The organism is Pseudophaeobacter arcticus DSM 23566 (assembly GCF_000473205.1).
Taxonomy (GTDB): domain Bacteria; phylum Pseudomonadota; class Alphaproteobacteria; order Rhodobacterales; family Rhodobacteraceae; genus Pseudophaeobacter; species Pseudophaeobacter arcticus.
In genome coordinates this window covers 56441-77724 of sequence record NZ_AXBF01000004.1, presented here as the reverse complement: position 1 = coordinate 77724, position 21284 = coordinate 56441, and the positions used below count along the sequence as shown (strand labels likewise).

Here is a 21284-nt window from a genome sequence, read left to right as displayed (position 1 = left end):
ATGATCCAGACTGCACGTGATTTGGGAATGGGTCTGCCTAGGCTCCGAACCGATATCCACGCAGCTTTCAAAGCGTGTCGCACATGCAAGTTACGCGGTTCTCAACTCTGCCGCATCATCAAGGATGAACCCGTTTTTGGCACTCATCCGCCAATTCTGCGCCGTTTTGACCGCGGGCAGCGAATTAGCGAACAAGGTAAGAGTAGCGGCTTTCTCGGAGTTGTCCGACGTGGTTATGCACGAAGATCAGTAATAAAGGTGAGCGGGAAACGTATCCTTTTGGGCCTGGTGATACCCGGAGACATCGTTGGCGGGCTTCTCGGTCAGGAGCAGGGCTATGATTTCGAGGCCGCCACCGACATTGAAATTTGCTCTTACGACAGTGCAACGATCAAGCGGCAACTGGAAATCAACCAGTCTTTCCGAAAGTCGCTGCTGCAAGAAATGGACCATCAGCACCACCGGCTGTTGGACTCGCTTTGGCTCAATGGTTCATTGACCAGCCGCGAGCGGATCATTGGCTTCCTCATCAGGGCAGCCGAGTTCATGCCGACCGAGCCGCTCCCCGACGGGGGCCTCGTTCTGAGCATGGCAATCGACCGGGGCGACTGGGCGGACCTGACCAATACCGCCGTCGAGACGATCAGCCGGACGTTGCGATATCTGGAAGGGAAAAAGCTGATCACCTGCCTTACACCCTACCGGTTCCGGATTCACGATCTCGACTTGCTCGCGACCATTGCTGGCGTGGAACTGCCCGCTCGTCACGTGGCAGAGGGTGACCACTCAAAGCGGATGGAAACCTGCTTCAGGTCGCTGAAATCCGGCCACCGGATGACCGCCGTCAATGCACTGGGGCACGGTGCAAATAGATTAAACGCTGTCATGCAACCCATGTCCGTGCAGAAGCGCGGCCTTGACGAGAGGAGACCTGAGGATGTCCAAGAAAAAGTCCGAGATTGAAGTTCGCAGAGAGACGCCAGCAGCGACCGTCCAGGGGTGGCCATCTATGCTTTCGCTCAGAAACGAGATTGATCGGTTGTTCGATGATTTTGGTACAGGGTTCTGGCCGCAACCGCTGTCGCGTCAGGTACATTCATTGTTCCCCGAAAGGGCAGAATGGGCGCTGCAGCCGGCGACGGAGCTCGTGGAATGTGATGGTGAATACCGGGTCACAGCCGAATTGCCGGGAATGACCGCCGAGAACATCGACATCAAGCTCAGTGATGGCACGATGACCATTCGCGGTGAAAAATCGGAGGAGAAGAAAGAGGAGAAGGAGGACTACCTCGTCAGTGAGCGCCGCTACGGGGAATTCCAACGCATCCTGTCCATACCCTCCGGCGTCGACGCCGAGGCGGTTTCGGCAGATTTTGCCAACGGCGTGTTGACCGTGACGTTACCAAAGACCCCGGAAGCGAAACAGAAAGAGCGCAAGGTGGAGGTGAAATCCGCCGCCTGAGCCGGTGGCGCAGTCCAAATCCTCAGCGCCTCCACCCCATGGAGGCGCACCCTTGCCCCGGCAGCCCTGTCCCAGACCTGTCCCCCCGACTGGCCGCTGCCGGGGTTTCTTTTTGATCGCCGCCTTGTGGTTATGGTCAAAGGCCATGGTTGTGCATTCAGCCTTGGCCAGGCCGGGAATTATTGCCGCAGGGACATTCAGACGGCTGGACCATCAGGCTTTTATGCCCCCCACACCCCGTAGCCAATTCGAAGCAGAGAAAGGCCCGCCCCATGCCCGTAGCCAACGTCACAAACGTTCCCGAGCACCCCATTAGAACTTGCTCCCGTTGCAACGGGTATGACCTTGTCGAATGCGAAACCACGACGTCAATCTGGAGCGGGGAAAAGCCATATGTAATAGAGCGGATACCCGCACTGCGGTGTGCAACCTGTTCAGAAATCCTGATCGACTACGAGACAGCAGAGACCTTGAAGCAGATCGGTCATGACGTTCTGAACGGAGGCGGCATGACCGAGCGCAAGATCGAGGTGCCGGTGATCACCTTCCCGGCAGCCTCTGTCTATGTGGCACGTGTTTCCGCCACGCCGACGACGTAGTTCTTGCCATAGGCTTTTGCGCAGCGTGGGCAGGTGGTGTAGAAGAAATAGATATCGCCCGGCGTGCCGCCGCGCTTGCGGACCAGATCCTGCATCTCCCGATACCAGTTGCGGGCCTCGCGGTAGGGTCCCTCAAAGACCTTGGTGACAAAGTCCCCGGAAAGCGTGGTCATCTCCTCGTTTTCAACCGGCTTGCCGACGGAAAAGTAATGCTCGCTGGCCCAGGGCGAGGTATCCCGGGTCAACACGATGCAGTCGCCCGGATCAAACGCAGCGGCATCCTCGATGTGGCCTTGCACACGGGAAAACACCCGGCCCATATTCAGCGGCATATGCAGGGCCGACATCGTCACCGCCCGTATCATGGGCTTGTTGCGGAAATGCAGATCCCGCCCGTCCCATCCCTCGGGATTGAACTGTGGGCAACATCCTGTGGTGTTGATCGACATGTCGTAGCCCGGCAATTTGTTGATCTGCATCGGCCTCTCTCCTCCATCATGTTTTGCATCAGAATAGACAAATCGGCACGTTCGGCATTGATGATGTGCAAGTGGACCTTCATGCCCTCGCGCTGCTGGCCTGTCGCCCAGGCGCGATGCGCCTAGGGCGGACTTGCACGTGAACCTGGCGGGTCGATCCGTCGGTTGGAAACTCAATGATCATGCCGTCTTCGCCGATCCCGTCCTGTGTTTTCGCGGCACTGCCGTCGCTGCGATCAACCTGCTGCACCTCGATTGCAATGGACCCTGCCTGCCCCCGCACCGTCGCGCGGTAACCGCTCCAGTGCGACGGAAGGCAGGGGGCGATGTGCAAGGCGCCGCCCCGCAGTTCCAGCCCAAGGATCCCTTCGACCGCCAGGCGCCACGCCCAGGCTGCGGCACCGGTATACCAGGTCCATCCGGCCCGGCCTTCAAACGGCGCAGCACCAGCCACATCTGCCGGTATGACGTAGGGCTCACCACGGTAGGCGCGCATCTCTGCGGGGCGCGCGCTGCGGCGCGCCGGGTTGATCAGATCGAATATCCGGTAGGCTTCATCGCCGTCGCCAAGCCGCGCAAAGGCCAGCCCGAGCCACGTGGCCGCGTGGGTATACTGGCCACCGTTCTCGCGGACCCCCGGCGGGTAGGCGCGGATGTAACCGGGATCGCGCGGCGTCTTGTCGAAGGCCGGTGTCAAAAGCCGCACAAGCCGGTGTTCGGGATCGATCAGCTGGGCGGCTGCCGACCGGAGCGCCTGTTCGGCGCGTGCCCGGTTCGGAGCGCCCGCCAGAACCGCCCAGGACTGGGCGATGCTGTCGATCTGACACTCGTCATTCTGCGCCGAGCCCCACGGCACACCGTCATCGTCAAAGGCGCGTAGATACCAGTCGCCGTCCCAGGCGCAGGTTTCCGCAGCCTGCCGCAATTCCCCTGCACGCTGGCGCCAGAACCCTGGCTCATCCGCACGGTCAGCTAGATCGGCCAGATCGGCACAGGCATCGCCGCAATATGCCGCAAACCATGCCAGCCAGACACTTTCACCGCGTCCCCGGCTGCCAACCCGGTCCATGCCGTCGTTCCAGTCGCCACTGCCGATCAGTGGCAGACCGTGCGCCCCCTTGGTGGCGCCGCGCTGCATCGCGCGAAGGCAGTGATCAAGCAGCGTGGCGGATTGTCCGATCTCGAAGGCGGCATAGCGGTCCTCTTCGTCTTCGGCCAATGGCGCGGCGGCAAGAAAAGGCACCTCTTCCTGCAGGATGGATGTGTCGCCGGTGGCGCGGACATAGGTGTGGGTGGCGTAAACCAGCCAGAGCATATCGTCCGAACAGCGGGTCCTGACACCGCGCTCCTCTGGTGGATGCCACCAGTGCAGCACATCGCCCTCTTCAAACTGATGGCCTGCGCAATCAAGGATATGGGCGCGCACGCGTTGCGGCTCGGACAGCAGGAACGCCATCATGTCCTGCAGCTGATCGCGGAACCCGATGCCGCCGCTGGCCTGCTGGAACCCGGCACGGGCGAGGATACGGGAGGCAAAGGACTGGTACGGCAGCCAGCGGTTCACCATCAGGTCAAAGGCCTCATCCGGTGTCTCGACCCGGATCGCGCCAAGACGGTGCTGCCAGACATCCGCCACAGCCCGCGTGGTCGCAGCTGCCCGTTCCGGTGAAGCGTAAGTCGCGGCGAGGGTTTCTATCTCGGCCAGGCTGGTGGCAGCCCCGAGCACAAAAACCACCTGCTCCGTCGCGCCCGGCGCGATATCGAGATGCACCTGGTAGGCCGCGCAGGCGTCCTCCACCGAATCTGTTCGTCCCCAGAGGCTCCAGCGCCGCAGACCTTCGGGCAGTGCAGTGCCGCCGGGGCCAAGGAAAGCCGCACGGTCACAGGTCATCGCATGGGCCTGCCGACTGGCGGTCAGGAACGCGATCTGACCGGCAAAGGCCGGTGACCAGCCGCTTTGCGCGATCAGCGCCCGGGCTGCTTGGTGATAGCCGGCCCTGACATTCGGCTTGGCGGTCGATGGCGTCGCCCCAAGTTGCCACTCTGCATAACTGGTCGCGGTTATGCGCCGCTGGCGTGTCGTGGTATTCGTCAGCTCCAGGCTGATCACCTTGACCGGTGCATCCTGCGGCACCAAAATCGAAAGCCGCTGCGCAAGTCCCTGCGATGACCGCTGCCAAACCGTCTCGCCCGCCCGGTGGGTGATGCGGCATTGCGCCGGATCGCCCTTCGGCAATGGCGTGACCGTCCAGACCTGCGCGGTTTCCTCGTCTCGCAGATAGATCGCTTCGCCCTGCATGTCCGTGACCGGATCGTTTGACCATGGCGTCAGACGGAATTCCCCGCTGTTCAGGCTCCAGGTGAACCCCAGCCCGGATTCCGTGACGATGGTGCCAAATCTGTCGTTGGCAATGACATTGCACCACGGCACCGGGGTGGTTTGGCCGGGGTCGATCTGCATGAGATAATCCCCGCTCCCGGGGATAAAGCCCCCAAGGCCGTTGTCACAAACCAGGTCCTGGGGCCGTTCCAATGGCTCGCACGCCTCGGTCATCGGGTGGCCGCCGGGGTTGCCGGGGTCAAAGACCGGCGGTTTGACGCTGTCGTCTCCTTTGGCGGTGTCACCGGCTCAAAAGGCTCACCACCAACCGCGCGCATTGCCTCCGTTTGTTCAGAGCTTTCAGATTGTGTCGCCATGACGGGTATTTCTCTTTGTCAAATCGGTTTCAAACCTGCATTGAGCGCACCGACTGTTTCCGTGATAGTCCACCGGCCACGCGCGCATGAGCGCGACCCAATGCCTGGCTGGCAGGGCCTGGCTGGCTGGCTGGTGATCCGCTTGCAAGGGCCGGACGACCCGGCAATTTGCCACGCCGTCCGGTTTGAAAATCAAGCGGTCACTGCACCGCCAGATGATCAACGACGTTCGTCACCCCGGGGGCCGCCCAGGCCGCGCGCTCCGCGCTCTTGCGTTCACCCAGATAGCGGACTTTCCCCTCAAGCGTTACGGTCCCGTCATGAACCGCCACCCGGATTCCCGAGGCATCAAGTTCCGCATCGCGCACGAGGGTCTTCTTGATCCGCTCCGATATGTCCGAAACCTTTACGGACGGACGGACCTTGAGATGGTTGTTGATACCAGTGACGCCCGTCAACCGACCGATGGCCCGTTCTGCGGCATCAGCCTGAAATCGCCATTCCACATCGCCCTCGAGGGTGACTCGGCCCTTGGCGACGGTGACATGGATATTGCCTTCCGGTACCGATGTGTTCCAGTTCAGCGAATTGGCGACGCGTTTTGCGATCTCATCGTCAGCGGTGATATGAGCGCCAATTGGCCGGACCTCAATTTCGTCGGCGATCGCACGGACGCCCACGACGGTTTCAACGATGCCCAGAGTCGTGATCTTGTCGCTGTAGCTGCGGACATGCCCTGTCAGCGTTGCGACAGCCTGATCGACTGCCACGCCAATGTCGGCAGCATCAATGCTTGGCTCGAAATCAAGCTCGTCGATAATGTCCAGTCGCAGTTGCTTGTCAGTCATTTCTTCCTCCATCATGCAAACCACATCAAGGAAGGTACTTTTGCAAACGCCCACTGGCATTGACGGCTCGCAACGACCGTTCCAAAAGCTGCTGGTCCAAAAGCTGCTGGACCGGGCATTGCCAAGTTACTGGGCAGCCTCTTACTGGGCAGCCTCGAGGCGGTTCGCAGCCCTCGGAATCCGAGCCAAGCTCACCCACAACAGTTGCAGGCAACCCAAAATGCCGCTTTGACGTGTTTGAGTGTTTCATATACACGCATTGAGGTATCTTGTGCCACATGCCTGGGATCCGTTTTGATTGGAAAAGCTATGCGCCTCTTACTTTTGGTTTCTGGCCTGCTGGTTACATCAACTCTGCTCTCCGCCCAGGGGCGCGAGCTGCCTCCAAAACTCATTGTTCAGATTACCGTAGACCAGCTCCGCGCGGATCTGATGGAGCGCTTTGCAACAGCCGCCCCCGGCAGCGGGTTTCAACGTCTCATGGCCAATGGCGTCTGGTTCAGGAATGCAGAACACCGCCATGCCAATACGGAAACCGTTGTTGGGCATACCACCCTGTCAACAGGAGCCGACCCGGCGGTGCATGGGTTGATTGGCAACAACTACCTCGATTCCCAGCTTCCAATCCCGGTGCAGGTTGCACAGGGCAGTAACAGTCAGAGCATCGTTCTGGATGTCTCGGATGCGCTGCACTTTGCAACCCAGGATGCCACCTCGCCCCTGCTTTATCCCGATGGCAGCCTGTCGTCATCGCAGGACGGCCGGTCACCGCGGGATTTGCTGGTCACAACAATTGGCGATGAAATTCGCCTGTCGCGCGGCGCCGCGGCCAAGGTCTTTGGGGTTTCCATGAAAGACCGTGCCGCCATTGGCGCAACCGGCCATGCAGGCACCGCCTATTGGTACAATACCGAAGCATCCACCTTTCTCAGCTCAATATTCTACGTCGAAGACTATCCAGGCTGGATGCGCGACTGGACCAACCTGCAGCTGCCGGCCGCCTATGCCGGGTCGGGCTGGGAGCTGCTGCACCCCGAAACAGACTATGCCTTTGCAGACTATGATGACCAACCCTGGGAAAAAAACTATCCAGGTTGGGGCATCGTCTTTGCTGACCATCTTTTCCCGGATCCCGCAAATATCTTCTTTCAGGCCTTCCTGCAGACCTCACCGGCAGCGGATGAGCTGACCCTCAGCTTTGCCAGGGCGCTGATCGCCGGGGAACAGCTGGGGGCGGATGCGGTGACGGATTATCTGGCTATCAGCCTGAACTCCGTCGACTATATTGGCCATGCCTTTGGCCCCTCTTCGTTGGAAGCAGAGGACAACCTCAAACGGTTGGATGCGCAACTGGGGGCGTTTTTCAACCATCTCGACCACGAGGTGGGGCTGGGCAATACCCTGGTGGTGCTTTCTGCCGATCACGGCGCCACCGAGGTGCCTGGCTACATGAACGCGCGACTGCGCACCAATGTGCAGCTGTTTGACTATGCCGAGGTTGAACAAACGGCGGCAGTGCAAAACTTCAAGGCGGCTCATGGCATCACGGACCCCATCAGCAGCTACACCTCTCCCTGGATCTATCTCGATCACCCCCTGTTGCTGGCCGCCGGAGCCGACCCGGCTGAGGCCGAGGCGCTGATTGTCGCCAGCCTGCGCAGCCTGCCCGGGCTGGCCTGGGTTTTTGAAAACGACCGCATCGCCCAGGGCGACCTGCCCGACACCCATCTGGGCCGGGCGGTGACGGCAAATTTCCTGCCCTCCCGGTCTGGGGATCTGTACCCGATCCTGTCACCCGGCTGGTTCATGAAAGACCCCGATCCATTGGCGGGGGCGTCGCAACACGGTTCTCCCTATGCCTATGACCGGCATGTTCCGGTGTTCTTTATGGGGCCTGGGATCAATCCCCAGACGGTCTATCGCAAAGTGCAAACCGTTGATGTGGCGCCCACAATTGCCGCCTATGCCCGCACGCGGCTGCCCTCGGGGACCACCGGGCGCATGCTGCCAGAGATCTTTGACTGATCTTTCCCGGCCTTCCCCGGCTGACGGAACTTACCCCTGTTGCTCAAGAACTTTTTGCAAGGCTTTGGCCAGGCTCGCGACATGTGGCGGCGCCATCATGGTGACGTGATCGCCGGGCACGATCTGTGTCTCAAAGGCACCGCTTGCGATGTCTCGCCAGGGCTGACCGCTCAGGTCGTCCTTTTCCAGATCGCTTTGTGCGGCCTGAAACAACACCACCGGGGCGCTATGTGACGCGGGGCTATAGGCCAGCCGTGCCGCGCGGTGGCTGTTTGAAATCCGCAACAACCCCTCCACCATTTGCCGCGCCGCCTGGTGCGAGCCAATGCTGGAGGCCATGAGTTCTGCCGCCTGCTCCAACTGCTCTGTCACAGAAAGCCTGGCGAGCGTGGCTTCATCCAACGCCATCTGGCTGTCGGTGAAACGGGCAAAGACCTGAACCGCCGCCACCAGATCCCGTGCCGCAACGCGCGTCTTTGGCTGGCGCCCATGCCAGGCGTCGTCCGGACGGGTTAAGCTGCTGTCAAAGAGGCATAGCCCAGCCACCTCGACGCCCGCAGCCTGCAATTGACAGGCCATTTCCCAGGCAACAACACCACCAAAGGAATGCCCCGCCAGCCGATAGGGCCCCTCAGGCTGGCGGCGGCGCATATTGGCAATAAACAGCGCCGCCATGTCAGCGATACTGTCCTGTGGCGCGGCCCCGTCAAACAACCCCCGGGCCTCAAACCCGTAGACCGGAAACTCCGGCGCCAGAGCCTGCACCAAAGGTTGATAGTTCCACAGCATGCCGCCGCCGGTATGCACCAACCACAGCGGCGGCCCCTCACCACGCAGCCAAAGCGGCACCAAACCATCATCAGCCGTCTTGCTGTGGGCCACCTGCGCCAGATGGGCGACGGTGGCGGATTTGAACAATTCAGCAAGGGGGATTTTGACCCCCATGCGCTGTTCAATCAACAGCACCAGCCGCAGCGCCAGCAGCGAGTGCCCTCCGATATCAAAGAAATCATCGGTGACCCCAAAACCTGACTTCCCCAGGACCTCTTCCCAGATCTGCAACATCTGCGTCTCAACTGCAGTGCGGGGGGCTTGCCCGGCCGAACCTTCCTGCGCTGCTGCAATCGCTGGCAGGCGGCGGCGGTCCAATTTGTGATTGGGCGTCAGCGGCAGCTCTGCCAACTGCATGGGCCCATTGGGCAGCAGCGCGGTCGGCAGGCGTGCCCGCAGGTAGCTGCGCAACTGCGCCTGCATCTGCCCCTCCGAAACCCGCACATCTGCCCGAACATCGGGTAGCGCTACATAATAGGCGTCCAACTCCATTTCACCCGCTGGGCTGCGGCGCGCGACCACCGCACTGGCGGCAACGCCCGGGTGTTGCTGCAACAGCGCCGCAACCTCACCCGGTTCCACGCGCATACCACGGATTTTAACCTGATCATCTATCCTGCCCGCCAGATGCAGCAGCCCCGCCGGATCCAGCCAGCCCAGATCGCCGGTCAGATAGACAATGTCATCCTCCCCGCCCGCGGGGCCAGCCAAATGGGAACAGGGGACAAACCGCGCCTCTGTCAGGTCTGGATCGTTGATATAGCCCAGGGATCTATAGGGGGTGGAAATGGCGATCTGCCCCATCTCCCCTGTTGCTGCCGGTTTGCCCTTCGCCGTCAGTATCAGGGCCTGGGTCTGCGGCAGGGCATGGCCAACAGGCTGCCCCCCCTCAAAGGCGGTAGGCCGCAGCTCATAGGCAAATTTGGCCAATGTTGTCTCGGTCGGCCCATAGAGGTTTATCAGTCTGGTGCCCTGACCAAAGCGCTGCTGCCACCGGTGCAGCAATGCCGCGTCAAAGGGCTCGCCTGCGATAAAGCCAAGCCGCAGCCGCGACAGATGCGGCCCAGAACGGTCGGTCAGCAGCCAGCTTTGCAAGATCGAAGGAACGCTATGCACCAGTGTGATTTTGGCGCTGTCCATCCAGTCCAGTGCGCCAACCCGGGCGGGCCCGATATGCGCCGGAGGGATCACCAGCGTTGCACCCGACACCAGAGGCGCAAAGACATCCCGTAGCAGGACATCAAACGACAGGCCCGTGAACTGTGCCGCCCGATCACCGGGGCCAATGGCAAACCGATCACGCTGCCAGCTGAGGAAATGCGCCAACCCGTCGGCCGTGCCCAGAACGGCCTTGGGCGTGCCGGTCGAGCCGGAAGTGAAAACCAGATAGGCCGGGTCACGGGGGCCGTTTCGAGGTGAAAAGCGATCAGCAGCAAAGGGCGGCGCCTCTGGTTCGGCGCCCCCTTTGGTCACGGCAAGACTCGGCAGATCAAGCCCCTGCAGCCAATCCATCTGCGATGGGGTCAGGCCGCCGCCATGCAGGATGCGCGCAACCCGCCCCTGCGCCAGCATCACCGCCCGGCGATCAGCGGGCAGATCCGGGTCCAGGGTCATCAGCACGCCGCCAAACTCCAGAACCGCCGCCATGGCCAGAACCTGCACCACCCCTGGCGGCGCAAAGATTGCAATGGTTTCTCCCAGCGCCGCGCCGCTACTGGCGAGATCCGCCGCGATGGCCTGCATCTGGATTGCAAATGCCTGATAACTAAGGGATCCCCCCTCCCATTCCACTGCTACCGCCTGTGGGGTTTGGCTGGCCCAACTGGCAATTTGACGCGTGACTGCCACTTGATCGGGGAGATTTTTGCAAGGGTTTGCCCCCTCCCCTTGGCTGCATGCCACATCGCCGCGCAGGTCAAAATCAGCCACTGCCCGGCCGCTGTCTGCAACCATCTGGCCCAGCACCACTGTGTATTGCTGCAGAAACTCCTGCATCCGCTGCCGCGCGTAGCGCGCCACCTGATAGGCCAGCCGCAGCTCCAACCGCCCGTCCCACTGGGTGATATACAGCTCCGACGAAAAGGCGCTGGAATGGTTGGGCGGGGCCAGGAATTCGGCGCGCAGCCCAGCCATCTCAAAATCTCGCGGCGGGCTGGGGGTGAAGTTGAACATCATCTCAAACAGCGGATGGTCCTGCGCGTTGCGGGCCGGAGCCACCGCCTGGACCACCCGGTCAAAGGGCAGCTCATGATGCTCCAGCCCCTCCAGAACCACGCGGTTCACCAGCCCCAGCGCCGTCTTGCTGTCCATTGCGGGATCAATCTGTGCCCGCAGCGCCAGCGTATTGAGGAAAAGACCCATCAGGGGTTCATATTCTTCGCGCAGCCGCCCGCTGACCGGGGTGCCGATAACCATGTCCGTCTGACCTGTCAGCCGCGACAGAAGCAGGAAATACCCGGTCAAAAGCGTGGTGAACAAGGAACAGCCCATCGACTGGCCAAGCGCGGTCAGCTGCGCCACCAGATCGCCCGACAGGCTGGTCTCTACTGTGGCCCCGGTGAGATCGCGCGCGGCCTCTGGCGGGTGGGAACAGCTGGGTAAATCGGGGCTCAGGTTGGTTGGCCGTGGCGCCTCGGCCAACTGATCCCCCCAATAGGACAGGCTTTTGTCCAGCGCAGCTCCAGACAATCGCTGCTTTTGCCAGGCCACATAATCGCTGTAATGGGCGGTCAACTCTGGCAGATCGGGACGGCGGTTCGTGCTGAAGGCCTGATAGCCGGTGGCCAGCTCACGCAGGAAAAGATCCAGTGACCAGCCGTCGCTAATGATGTGATGCATGGCAAAGATCAGCAGGTGATCCTCGGGCCCCAACTGGCCAAGCTCAACCCGGATCAACTGGTCCTGTGACAGATCAAACCCGGTCTGCACGCTGGCAACATAGGCCGGGTGAGCAGAGATATCGTCGGCATCACCCGCCGGGTCCGCCAGACGATCGGCAGCCGCCAGATCAAGATCAATCAGTTGCATCTTGCGGCTGGGGCGTTGCTGGGCGCGGGCGTTCCCCGTTTTATTGGCAAAGTTCAGACGCAGGGGCGCGTGACGGTCATAGATCAGCTGCAGCGCCTGCTGCAGTGCCGCCCTGTTCAGTTTGCCCCGCAACCGCAAAGCGCCGGGAATGACATGCGCCGGGTCCGCTGGTGACAACTGATCCTGAAACAGCCAGCGCTCTTGTGCAAAGGACAGGTCCGCAGGATCGGCGGGCACCACCGTTTTGACCGCCTCGCGTTTCGCCAGACGCTGCAGCAAAAGCGCCCGCTGGGCTGGTGTCAGATCTTCCAGCCGCAGTTTCAGATCACTCATGCAGAGCCCTCCTGCGCCAGCAGCGCCTGTAAATCCTCGTCGCTCAGCTCTTCCAGCTCGCTCAGCAAACCATCCAGAAGCTGTGGATCTGCGGCCTCCAGCGCGGTGCTGTCGATCTTGTCGGCCAGTTCAGCAATGCTGGGCGCGTTCAGCACCGCAGCCAGCGACAGATCCGCCCCCAACCGGCTGGCGATCCGGGCATTTAGCTGGGTCGCCAACAGCGAATGCCCCCCAAGCGCAAAGAAATTTTCGTGAATGCCGATGGGTTCAAGCGCAAAGAGGTCTTGCCAGATCTCCACCAGAACCTCCTGGGTTGGCGTCTGCGCCCGCGCCAGATCAACGGGTGTATCCTGCCGGGCCTGGCGTTCCAACACCGGTACATTCCGGCGCTCGACCCATTGGGCCCGGCGTTGCTCCAGGTCGCCGGAGGATACAATGACGCGCGGCACCTCGCGTTGCGCCAGCACCCTCAGCAATAGATCACAGGCCGCTTCGGGCTCCATAAAGTAGGTGCTGACAGTGGTGCCAAACCCTGAGACGGCGGATTTCACCTCACCCAGTTGCCAGGCGTCCCAATTGACCGACACCCAGCGGGTGCCGCCCGTGTTGTTCCGCGCCTCGGCAAAGGCATCCAGATAGAGGTTTGCAGCCGCGTAGCTGGAAAACCCCAAGCCGCCAAGCTGCGACGCCAGCGAGGACATCAGGACACAGAAATCTGCTGCGCGGGTCTGTAAAACCCGGTCAAGCACCTGGGTGCCATAGACCTTGGCCTGGAACTGCCGGGCGGCGTTTTCAGGGGTTTCCGAGGTGAGCTCGCAAAAGGTCTGGGTATCAATTGCCCCGGCACAGTGAAAGACGCCGCGAATGGGACCAAGGTGATCTTCGATCCGCTCAAAGGCCACCTCCATGGCGGTCGCATCTGCCACATCTGCCGCCAGCACCATCACCTGCGCCCCGCATTTGCGCAGTGCCCGGATGGCTTCGAACCGGCGGCGAGTGGGGTGGTCGCGGTCCAGCTCCCTGATCTGCTGTAGCGTCAGATGCGGGTCCGGCACAGTGCGGCTGAGCAGGGCCAGCCGTACCGGGCCACGAGAGGCCAGAGACTGCGCCAGCACCAGACCAACCCCGCCCAAACCCCCGGTGATCACATAGCTGCCATCGGCCCGGATCACCCCGGCCTCAGTCTCGGCATCGGTCTCGGCATCGGTCTGGGGCTGGGGCAAGGTCAGCGGCGCCTGGGTTTCCACCATGCGGCGCCCCCGGCGATAGGCGATCAGAAAGCCATCAAGGGGCGGCGCCAGATTGCCCAGAACCAGGCTGGCAATACGGGTTGGATCCTCTGTATCCAGATCCAGAACCTGGGTGGTCAGACCGGGGCGCTCTTGTGGGGCCACCATCATGGCCCCCAGCACCGGGCGTTTGTCCGGCTGCAAACGATCATCCTGACCGGGGTCCGCCAGCCCCGTCCCGACCAGGGTAATCCGGGCCTGCTCCTGGCGGGTCGCGGCGATGGCCTGCACCAATGCGACGAGGGCGTGATAGCCATGGCGCTGGGTGGTTTCAAAACCGGTAAAATCCCTGAGCAGATCAAGATGCAGAAAATGCAGCGGCAGATCCGGTTCTGCTGGCAGGGATTGGATCAGCGTCACCAGGGTATCGCGATCATTCAGCGGCGCGCAGAGCACGCCGGACGATACGGCGCTTTTGGCATCCGGCCAAAATGCCGTGGCTTTTGCGCCTTTGTCACGCAGCGCCTGCAACAGGGCTGTTGCCGCCTCAGATCCATCCATCAGCACCACATAATGCGCCCTTGCCGGCGGTGCTGCACCCAAGGCCAGAGGCGCCGGTTTCCACAGCGGCACCAAGGCCCAGTCCGCCACCGGTTTTCGCGCCGCACGCTCGGGCGCAATTGTCGCTGCGGGCGGCGCAATCCAGTGGCGCTGACGGGCAAAGGGGTAGCTCGGCAGTGGCACGCGGCGGGCAGATCTATCCGCCATCAGCCGCGCCGGATCTACCTCGACCCCGGCGCACCAGAGCGCACCAATCCCCTGCAACAGGGTCTGATATTCCGGTTGTCGCGCATAGGACCAGCGCATCATCGGGGCGACAGATGCGTTGTGCCCTGTGGCGGGTGCCGCGGCAATCGCATGCGAGCAAAGCGACTGTCCCGGCCCCAGCTCTGCCAGCGCCATGCCGTCTTGCGACAGCAGCGTCGTCACTGCATCGCGAAACCGGACGGTCTGGCAAAGATGCCCTGCCCAATACTCTGGGTCGGTGGCCTCTTGTACCGACAGCCAATCGCCGGTCACACAGGAGACACAGGGGATGGCAGGCGGCGCCAAAGCCACGCTGCGGATCACCGCGCTCAGCGCCGGGACGATCTCTGCCATCATGGCAGAGTGATAGGCAAACCCCGCTGCCAGGCTCTGACAGCTATGCCCCTGACCGCGCAGCCCAGTGGCAAAATCGCTGAGCGCCGGGTCCGGCCCCGACACCACGCTCAGCCGCGGGCCATTGGCTGCGGCCAGCGACAGGGTGGCGGGCAGGATCCCCAGCAGTTCGTCCTCGCCCATTGGCACCGCCAGCATTCCGCCCGCAGCGGCGCGGTCGCGGATCAGCGCGGCGCGGGCGGCAACGATGCGCAGGGCATCCGGCAGGGTAAAGACCCCGGCAAGACAGGCCGCGACAAATTCGCCAATGCTGTACCCTGTCATCGCCGAGGGCTGCAGCCCCCAGCTTTGCAGCAGCTGCGCCAGCGCATATTCGGTGACAAAAATTGCCGCCTGCCCATTGACCGGATCCTCCAGCGGGTCCGGCGGGGTGTCTTTGCCGCCGCGCCCCAGCATGGCGCGCATGTCCAGCTTTGCCGCAGGCACCCCTGTCGAGACACTCTCGGGGCAGGCCTGTGTCCAGTCTTTTCCGGCAAAAAGCTGATCGCGGATATCGCCGCTGCGGTGTTTTGCCAGCTCAGTGGCGCAGAGGTCGATCTGGGCACGAAAAAATGGCTCTTGGCAGTAGAGCTCCCAGCCCATCGCCGGGTAGTGATCGCCAAGCCCCGGAAACATAAAGGCCAGCCGCCGGGGTGTTGCACTCTGGGCCGGTAAGGGCTGGCGCAGCTTCCCGGTGGCCTCTGCCAGGCTGGACGCAACCAGGCTCAGCCGCTGTTCCCTGGGTGCTCTGCCGCAGCGCAGGGTATGGGCGACATCCGCAAGATCCGGCGCACCGGGGTGCTCCAGTGCATCTGCCAACTGCTGCGCCATCTGTGTCAGGGCCGCGGCGCTGCGGGCCGAAAGCTGTAGCAGATGCGCCGGGCGGTCCTGATCTGCGACAGGCTGATCTGCCACGGCAGCAGGCGCTTGCAGCACCACATGGCAATTGGTGCCGCCTATGCCAAAGGAGCTGACCCCCGCCCGCATCGGACCACGGTTTGGGTCATGGTGCTGCAGCTGTTGCGGCACGTAGAAACAGCTGTCCTCCAGCCCCAGGGCCGGATTGAGGCTGGAAAAATGCACACTGGGCGGGATTGCCCCATGGCGCAGCGCCAGAACCGCCTTGATCAACCCGGCAATGCCCGAGGCCGCATCCACATGGCCAATATTGCTTTTGACAGAGCCAATGGCGCAGGCTTGGCTGCTCTGGGAAAACACCTCTTTCAACGCCGCCAGTTCAACAGGATCGCCAACGCTGGTGCCGGCCGCATGGGCCTCGATCAGGGTGATACTGTCTGGCGCGGTCCCCGCCAGCTCCTGTGCTTCGGCAATGACCCGCGCCTGCGGCGTAAGCGACGGCGCGGTAAAGCCGATCTTGTCATGGCCGTCGTTATTGACCGCCGACCCCCGGATCACCGCATGAATGGTATCGCCATCCGCCTGCGCATCCTCCAGCCGTTTCAGCGTCACAACCCCGCAGCCGTCACTGGACACCGTCCCAGCCGCCGCCGCATCAAAGGGCCGGCACGCGCCATCCGGCGACAGGATCGAACCCGGCGTGTAGCGATAGCCGCCCACCAGTGGCAGGTGGATCGAAACACCCCCGGCCAGTGCCATGTCGCATTCCAGTGCCAACAGGCTTTGACAGGCCTGATGCACCGCCACCAAGCCGGTGGAACAGGCCGTGCCAAGGCTCATACTGGGGCCAGAGAGGTTCAGGAAATACGAGGTGCGGGTGGCCAGAAAGGTTGGATCATTGCCCACGGCCACGCTAAACACCCCGGATTGATCCAGCAGCGGTTTGTTCGGCCACAGGTGCGACAGCAGATACATCGACAGGATCGAGCCGCCAAACACCCCCACCTGAGCCGCACCGGCCACACCAACCGCGCCATAGCCCGCATGTTCCAGGGCACCATGGGCGCATTCGATAAACACCCGCTGCTGCGGATCCATAAGCGCCGCGTCAGATGGCGCCAAACCAAAGAAATCGGCATCAAAGCAATCGGCATCCTGCAACAGGCCTTTGGCAGCGACATAGCCCTCGGCCTGGAACTCTTCGGCAGGGATCCCCGCCGCCAGCAATTCCTCTGGGGTAAAGCGCGAGATCACATCCCGACCCTCAGCCAGGAGCTCCCAGAAGGCATCAATATCCGGCGCGCCGGGCAACCGGCAGGCCATGCCAACAACGGCAATGGCGCTGTCGTCAAAATCTATCGCGCTCATACCAGGCTCCGGCGGCGCGCGGCCATACGCCCCCGCCCCGTTTTGCGCTCTGCCGCGCGGGTGTGATCTGTGGATGCTGCCGCTTCAGATGTACCAGACAATTCCGGGGTGGCCGACAATAGGTGGCGCGCCTGCCCCGAGATGGTCGGGAATTTGAACAGATCTGTCAGCGCGATCTGGCGACCTGCGGCGGCGCTCAACCGGCTTTGCAGATCCAGTAGCAGCAGCGAATGACCGCCCTGCTCAAAGAAGCTGCCCTGCAGGGTCACCTCCTGGTTCAGCACCTCCCGCCAAATCGCGGCGACCTGTGCCTCCTGGCTGTCAAAACCATCCAGAACGGCTGTTGCCTTGACGGGGCCGGAGTCAGGGCCGAAATCAGGGCCAGCGTCAGGGCACGCCTTTTTCAGCTTTTGGCGCAAGGCCTGATGATCCACCTTGCCCGAGCTGTTCAGCGGCAAGTGATCAATCTCAACAATCTGCTGCGGCACCATGTAATCCGGCAGCTGCCTCTGCACCTGGCTGCGCAGCGCTTCGGGATTCAGCCCCACTGGTTTGGCCAGCGGCAGCGGGCCTTTTGCAAAGAAATCTGCATGGAAGGCAGAGCTGCAAAAACCACGATCATGGTGACAGGCCTGGATGTCAAAACCCAGCACCTGTTGCGCCGCGATGCTCTGCCCCGAAATCCGATAATCCGTATGCAGCCCATCATCGCTGAGCACGGCGCCAAAGCTGGCGTCAATTTGATCCCCCACAGCCATCTGACGGCCCCGCGCGTCCAGAGGCAAAAAGACCGGCAACCAGCAATGTTCATGGTGCAAGATATCCAGCACCGGCCCGGCCCCACAGTCCAGAGTGAGCCAGACCAAAAAGCCGTCACAGCGGCCTGCGCGGGCAATCTCAAACCGGGCCTCGCCTTCGTACTCGGGCTGCACCTGATCGCGGTAATCAAAATCTTCAAAGCTTTGCGGCTCCGCCAAAAGATCATCGTAGCCCAGCCCCCGCACCGAAAGGCGTAGATCAAACGGGCCGCCATTGGCGTCAAAAATACGCTCGACATAGCGGCGGGCGAGCGGACCAAAGCCAAGGTTAGCCCGCAGCCTGTCCGGCAGTTGTACCGGGGCAAACAGGGTGCGCGACCGCTCTGGAATGACCTGCGCACCGGGTCGCAACAAATGCCGGGTGCCATTGATAATGCTGGCAGCACCTTCGGCATTTCCAATCGCCCCAACAATTTCCGAGACCGACACATCCGCCGGCTCTGGCAGGATGACTTTGGTGGCATCGCCATGGATCAGGGTAATCCGATCCTGCAGGCCAAGCTGGCGTAGCCGCGCCTGGGCCTTCAGATAGGTCTCTTCCAGCAGCTCAATTGCATAGACATGGCGCGCGCCGGCCTCGATGCAAAAGCGCGCCAGCAGCGCTTCGGGGCCGGTGCCGATATCGACAACCACCTTGCCCGGCACATGGTGTGCAATAGCGGCGCGATAGCTGTCGTTGCGCCGCTCGTCGCTGGTCATCGCGTAATAGGCCAGATCGTCATAGACCAGAAATTCAGAAATCGACGGCCACCACTCAGCACCGGGATTGGGCGCCACAAAGGCTGTGAGCTGCTTATCCGCGCCCTCCCCCACCGCCAGCACCGCGGCCTCGGCAACCTCGGGGGAGAGACACAGGGCCGCCTCGACCTCGCCGGGTTCAACGCGATAGCCCCGCAGCTTGAGCTGCTGGTCCCGCCGCCCCAGATAGTCGATCTGCCCGTCCTCCAGCCGTCGCACCATATCGCCGCTGCGGTAAAGCCGCGCGCCCGGAGTGGCATCAAAGGGATGCGGCACAAAGGCTGCCTTGGTTTGTGTCGCGCGCTGCCAATAGCCCCGCGCCAGTTGTGGCCCACCCAGATACAGCTCACCCGCGACGCCGATTGGGCAGACCCGCATGTCGCTGTCCAGAATATAGGTCTCAACCCGACCCAGCGCGCGCCCGATGCTGGGCTTGCGCCCATCCGGCGTCACCTGCCCCAGGGTGGCGCAGACGGTGCATTCCGTTGGGCCATAGGCATTGAGAAAAACCCGGCCCGGTGCCCAGACCTTGACCAGCTCTGCCGGACAGGGCTCACCGGCGGTGACCAGCACCCGCAAATCAGGCAGATCACAATGGGGCAAACGGGAAAGAACCGTGGGCGGCAATGTCACGGTGCTGATCCGCCAGCGCGCCAGCAGGGAGAGGAACTCCTGGCTGGGCAGCAGCTGCCTGCGCGGCGCCATATACAGCGTCGCCCCGGACAAAAGCGCGGTAAAGATCTCTGACACCGAGGCGTCAAAGCTGAAGGCGGCAAACTGCAGCACCCGCGCGCCTTTGGCGATCTGGAAGGCTTTGCTTTGGGCTGCAATCATCTGCGCCAGCGCGCCATGTTCAATCACCACCCCCTTGCGGCGTCCGGTGGAGCCGGAAGTATAGATCATATAGGCCGCATCCGCCCCCTGGGGCAGGGTCGCAAGCGGGCCGTTCGGCAGATCCCGGCAGTCCGCGCCATCCTCCTGACAAAGATAGACCTCAGCACGCGGGGCGGCCTGCGTCATGTCAGGCAGGCCATCCATGGTGCTGGCATCCACCAGAACCAGCGCCGCCCGGGCATCCGCAATGAGCTCCCCGATCAGGGCCGGGGGCAGGCTGGCGTCCAGCGGCACATAGGTGCCCCCAGCCTTGAGCGTCGCCAGTAGCGCCACCAGCCGGTGCAGACCGGGCTCCTGGCAGATCACCACCCGGTCCCCGGTGCGCAGGCCCAGCCCAATCAGCCGACGGGCCATCTGATTGCAGCGCTGATCCAGCGCGCGGTAGCTGAGCCGCTGATCGCCGTCGGCGGTCCAGAACACAGCGGCGATGTCATCCGGGCAGCGCTGCACCTGCTGGGCAAACCCCCGCGCCACCGACAGCTCCAGATCCGCGGGGGGCGCCCAGGCCTGATCCCTGACCCAGTTCTGGGTCAGCAGCTCCCGCTCTGAGCTGGACAGCGGGTCTATCTGCCCCAGCTGCCCGGTTGCCAGATCCGCCATCGATAGCATCACCTGCTGAAACTGAGTCAGAATGCGTGCCGCCATTGCAGCGTCAAACCGGCTCCGATCAAAGCCGATGCCGATCTGCTGGCTCTCGCGGACGCTGAACAGCAGGGTTACGGGAAAATTGGCCCGCTCGGTGAACTCCGCCGCGCCAAGGCTGATCCCGCCCGCCTGGGTGCGATAGGTGTTTTCGCCAAAATCCTCAAACACCAGCAGGCTGTGCAGCAAGGTCTGATCCGCAGGAAGCCCGGTCAGTTGTTGGATCTCTGCAAGCGGCATATGTTCGTGCTGACGGCTGCGCAGCAATTGCGTTTGCAGCGCGCGAAGGGCAGCGGTCAGATCGGTCTCTGCAGCCAGTGCCACCCGGACCGGCAGGGTGTTGATAAAGAGACCAACCATGGTTTCAACGCCGCGCAGAGCTGCCGGACGACCCGAGGTGGCGGTGCCAAAGACCACATCATGCTGACCTGTATAGCGACCAAGCAGCACCGCCCAGGCCAGCTGTACAAAACTATTGAGCGTGACCCCGTGGTGGGCCGCCGCCTGACGCAACCGGTCCATCTCCCCGGCGTCCAGATCAAGAAAGCGCAGCCCATAGTTTGGCGCGTTCGCTTTCACAGGCATGGCAGCGCCCAGATCCACGGGCGCCGGATTGTCCAGCCCAGTCAAAAGCTGCTGCCAGTAGCTTTGGGCTGCGGCTTTGTCCTGTTGCAGGGTCCAGGCAATAAAATCCTTGAACGGGCGCACCTGCGGCAGCGCGATTTCCCTCCCCTTAATCAATGCCTCATAACAGTGCAGCACCTCATCCAGCACAATGGGGCCAGACCAGGCATCCAAAATCGCGTGGTGCCAGCTCCAGATCAGGTGATGCTCCCCCGCTGGCAGCGCCACCAGCACAAGACGCATCATCGGCGCATGGCTCAGATCAAAACCGGCCTGGCGTTCCGCCTGTTTTTCCTGCTGCAAGGCCGCGTCATGCCTCTCGGGAGGCAGCTGCGACAGATCCACATGGCGCAGCGGGACTTTGACACGGGGAACCACCAGCTGCGCCGGCTGCGGCAGACCATCCCAGGCAAAGCCGGTGCGCAGTGGCGCATGGCGGGTCATCACCTGCCGCCATGCCTGTTCAAACGCCGCCAGATCCAGCGCCCCGCGCAGGGGACAGGAATACTGTTCAACATAAAGATCTTTGTCCGCAGCGCAGAGCGACTGAAACAACATTCCCGCCTGCATCGCCGTGAGCGGATAGGCCTCGAGATCCTGTGGGGTCTGCAT

11 protein-coding genes and 1 pseudogene are annotated in these 21284 nt (G+C 62.4%); 5 read left to right on the top strand and 7 right to left on the bottom strand.

Annotated elements, in window-relative coordinates:
* From ARCT_RS0100295 to ARCT_RS28750, 4 genes and pseudogenes are all read left to right on the top strand, one after another.
* Complete coding sequence (locus ARCT_RS0100295) at window positions 1-963, top strand: Crp/Fnr family transcriptional regulator (protein WP_027238324.1); 963 nt, start codon at window positions 1-3, stop codon at window positions 961-963.
* Window positions 938-1462 carry an Hsp20/alpha crystallin family protein gene (locus ARCT_RS0100290; protein ID WP_027238323.1) on the top strand — a complete coding sequence of 175 codons (525 nt, stop codon included), beginning with the start codon at window positions 938-940 and terminating at the stop codon, window positions 1460-1462. The genes ARCT_RS0100295 and ARCT_RS0100290 overlap by 26 nt, the downstream gene beginning before the upstream one ends.
* Before the next feature lie 272 nt (window positions 1463-1734).
* Window positions 1735-1905 (top strand): annotated as a pseudogene (locus ARCT_RS28875) (YgiT-type zinc finger protein); the annotation flags it as partial.
* 27 nt (window positions 1906-1932) lie between these two features.
* Entirely contained in the window at window positions 1933-2061 is a 129-nt protein-coding gene (locus tag ARCT_RS28750) for a hypothetical protein (RefSeq protein ID WP_276202231.1), read from the top strand.
* Here ARCT_RS28750 and ARCT_RS0100285 read toward each other — a convergent pair.
* From ARCT_RS0100285 to ARCT_RS0100270, 4 genes are all read right to left on the bottom strand, one after another.
* The gene (locus ARCT_RS0100285; protein WP_027238322.1) at window positions 2025-2540 is read right to left on the bottom strand and encodes a hydrolase; all 516 of its coding nucleotides are present in this window, start codon (window positions 2538-2540) and stop codon (window positions 2025-2027) included. The two genes, ARCT_RS28750 and ARCT_RS0100285, sit on opposite strands and share 37 nt — an antisense overlap.
* 79 nt (window positions 2541-2619) lie before the next feature.
* Window positions 2620-5001, bottom strand: a complete 2382-nt coding sequence (locus tag ARCT_RS24955; RefSeq protein WP_240476174.1) for a GH36-type glycosyl hydrolase domain-containing protein — start codon at window positions 4999-5001, stop codon at window positions 2620-2622.
* A gap of 89 nt (window positions 5002-5090) precedes the next feature.
* Window positions 5091-5237 (bottom strand): hypothetical protein, encoded by a 147-nt coding sequence (locus ARCT_RS28175; RefSeq protein ID WP_161631271.1) that lies wholly within the window; start codon window positions 5235-5237, stop codon window positions 5091-5093.
* A gap of 200 nt (window positions 5238-5437) precedes the next feature.
* Window positions 5438-6085, bottom strand: coding sequence for a BON domain-containing protein (locus ARCT_RS0100270; protein WP_027238321.1), 648 nt, complete (start codon window positions 6083-6085; stop codon window positions 5438-5440).
* Between the two features lie 309 nt (window positions 6086-6394).
* Here ARCT_RS0100270 and ARCT_RS0100265 point away from each other — a divergent pair, with 309 nt between their 5' ends.
* Window positions 6395-8110, top strand: coding sequence for an alkaline phosphatase family protein (locus ARCT_RS0100265; protein WP_027238320.1), 1716 nt, complete (start codon window positions 6395-6397; stop codon window positions 8108-8110).
* Window positions 8111-8140: 30 nt separating this feature from the next.
* On the opposite strand, the gene ARCT_RS0100260 is transcribed toward ARCT_RS0100265, so the two are convergent.
* Genes ARCT_RS0100260 through ARCT_RS0100250 form a run of 3 tightly spaced genes read right to left on the bottom strand, consistent with a single transcriptional unit; the run spans window position 8141 to window position 21284 of the window.
* A complete protein-coding gene (locus ARCT_RS0100260; RefSeq protein ID WP_027238319.1) occupies window positions 8141-12301 on the bottom strand; it encodes a non-ribosomal peptide synthetase in 4161 nt (1386 codons plus the stop codon).
* A complete protein-coding gene (locus ARCT_RS0100255; RefSeq protein ID WP_027238318.1) occupies window positions 12298-16956 on the bottom strand; it encodes a type I polyketide synthase in 4659 nt (1552 codons plus the stop codon). Before ARCT_RS0100255 ends, ARCT_RS0100260 begins: the two co-directional genes overlap by 4 nt.
* Entirely contained in the window at window positions 16953-21284 is a 4332-nt protein-coding gene (locus tag ARCT_RS0100250; protein WP_027238317.1) for a non-ribosomal peptide synthetase, read from the bottom strand. Before ARCT_RS0100250 ends, ARCT_RS0100255 begins: the two co-directional genes overlap by 4 nt.

Excerpts from the sequence above, each read along its gene's own strand:
- ARCT_RS0100295 (WP_027238324.1), top strand. The coding sequence starts at position 1 with ATGATCCAGACTGCACGTGATTTGGGAATGGGTCTGCCTAGGCTCCGA.
- ARCT_RS0100290 (WP_027238323.1), top strand. The coding sequence starts at position 938 with ATGTCCAAGAAAAAGTCCGAGATTGAAGTTCGCAGAGAGACGCCAGCA.
- ARCT_RS0100285 (WP_027238322.1), bottom strand. The coding sequence starts at position 2,540 with ATGCAGATCAACAAATTGCCGGGCTACGACATGTCGATCAACACCACA.
- ARCT_RS24955 (WP_240476174.1), bottom strand. The coding sequence starts at position 5,001 with ATGCAGATCGACCCCGGCCAAACCACCCCGGTGCCGTGGTGCAATGTC.
- ARCT_RS28175 (WP_161631271.1), bottom strand. The coding sequence starts at position 5,237 with ATGGCGACACAATCTGAAAGCTCTGAACAAACGGAGGCAATGCGCGCG.
- ARCT_RS0100270 (WP_027238321.1), bottom strand. The coding sequence starts at position 6,085 with ATGACTGACAAGCAACTGCGACTGGACATTATCGACGAGCTTGATTTC.
- ARCT_RS0100265 (WP_027238320.1), top strand. The coding sequence starts at position 6,395 with ATGCGCCTCTTACTTTTGGTTTCTGGCCTGCTGGTTACATCAACTCTG.
- ARCT_RS0100260 (WP_027238319.1), bottom strand. The coding sequence starts at position 12,301 with ATGAGTGATCTGAAACTGCGGCTGGAAGATCTGACACCAGCCCAGCGG.
- ARCT_RS0100255 (WP_027238318.1), bottom strand. The coding sequence starts at position 16,956 with ATGAGCGCGATAGATTTTGACGACAGCGCCATTGCCGTTGTTGGCATG.
- ARCT_RS0100250 (WP_027238317.1), bottom strand. The coding sequence starts at position 21,284 with ATGCAGACCCCACAGGATCTCGAGGCCTATCCGCTCACGGCGATGCAG.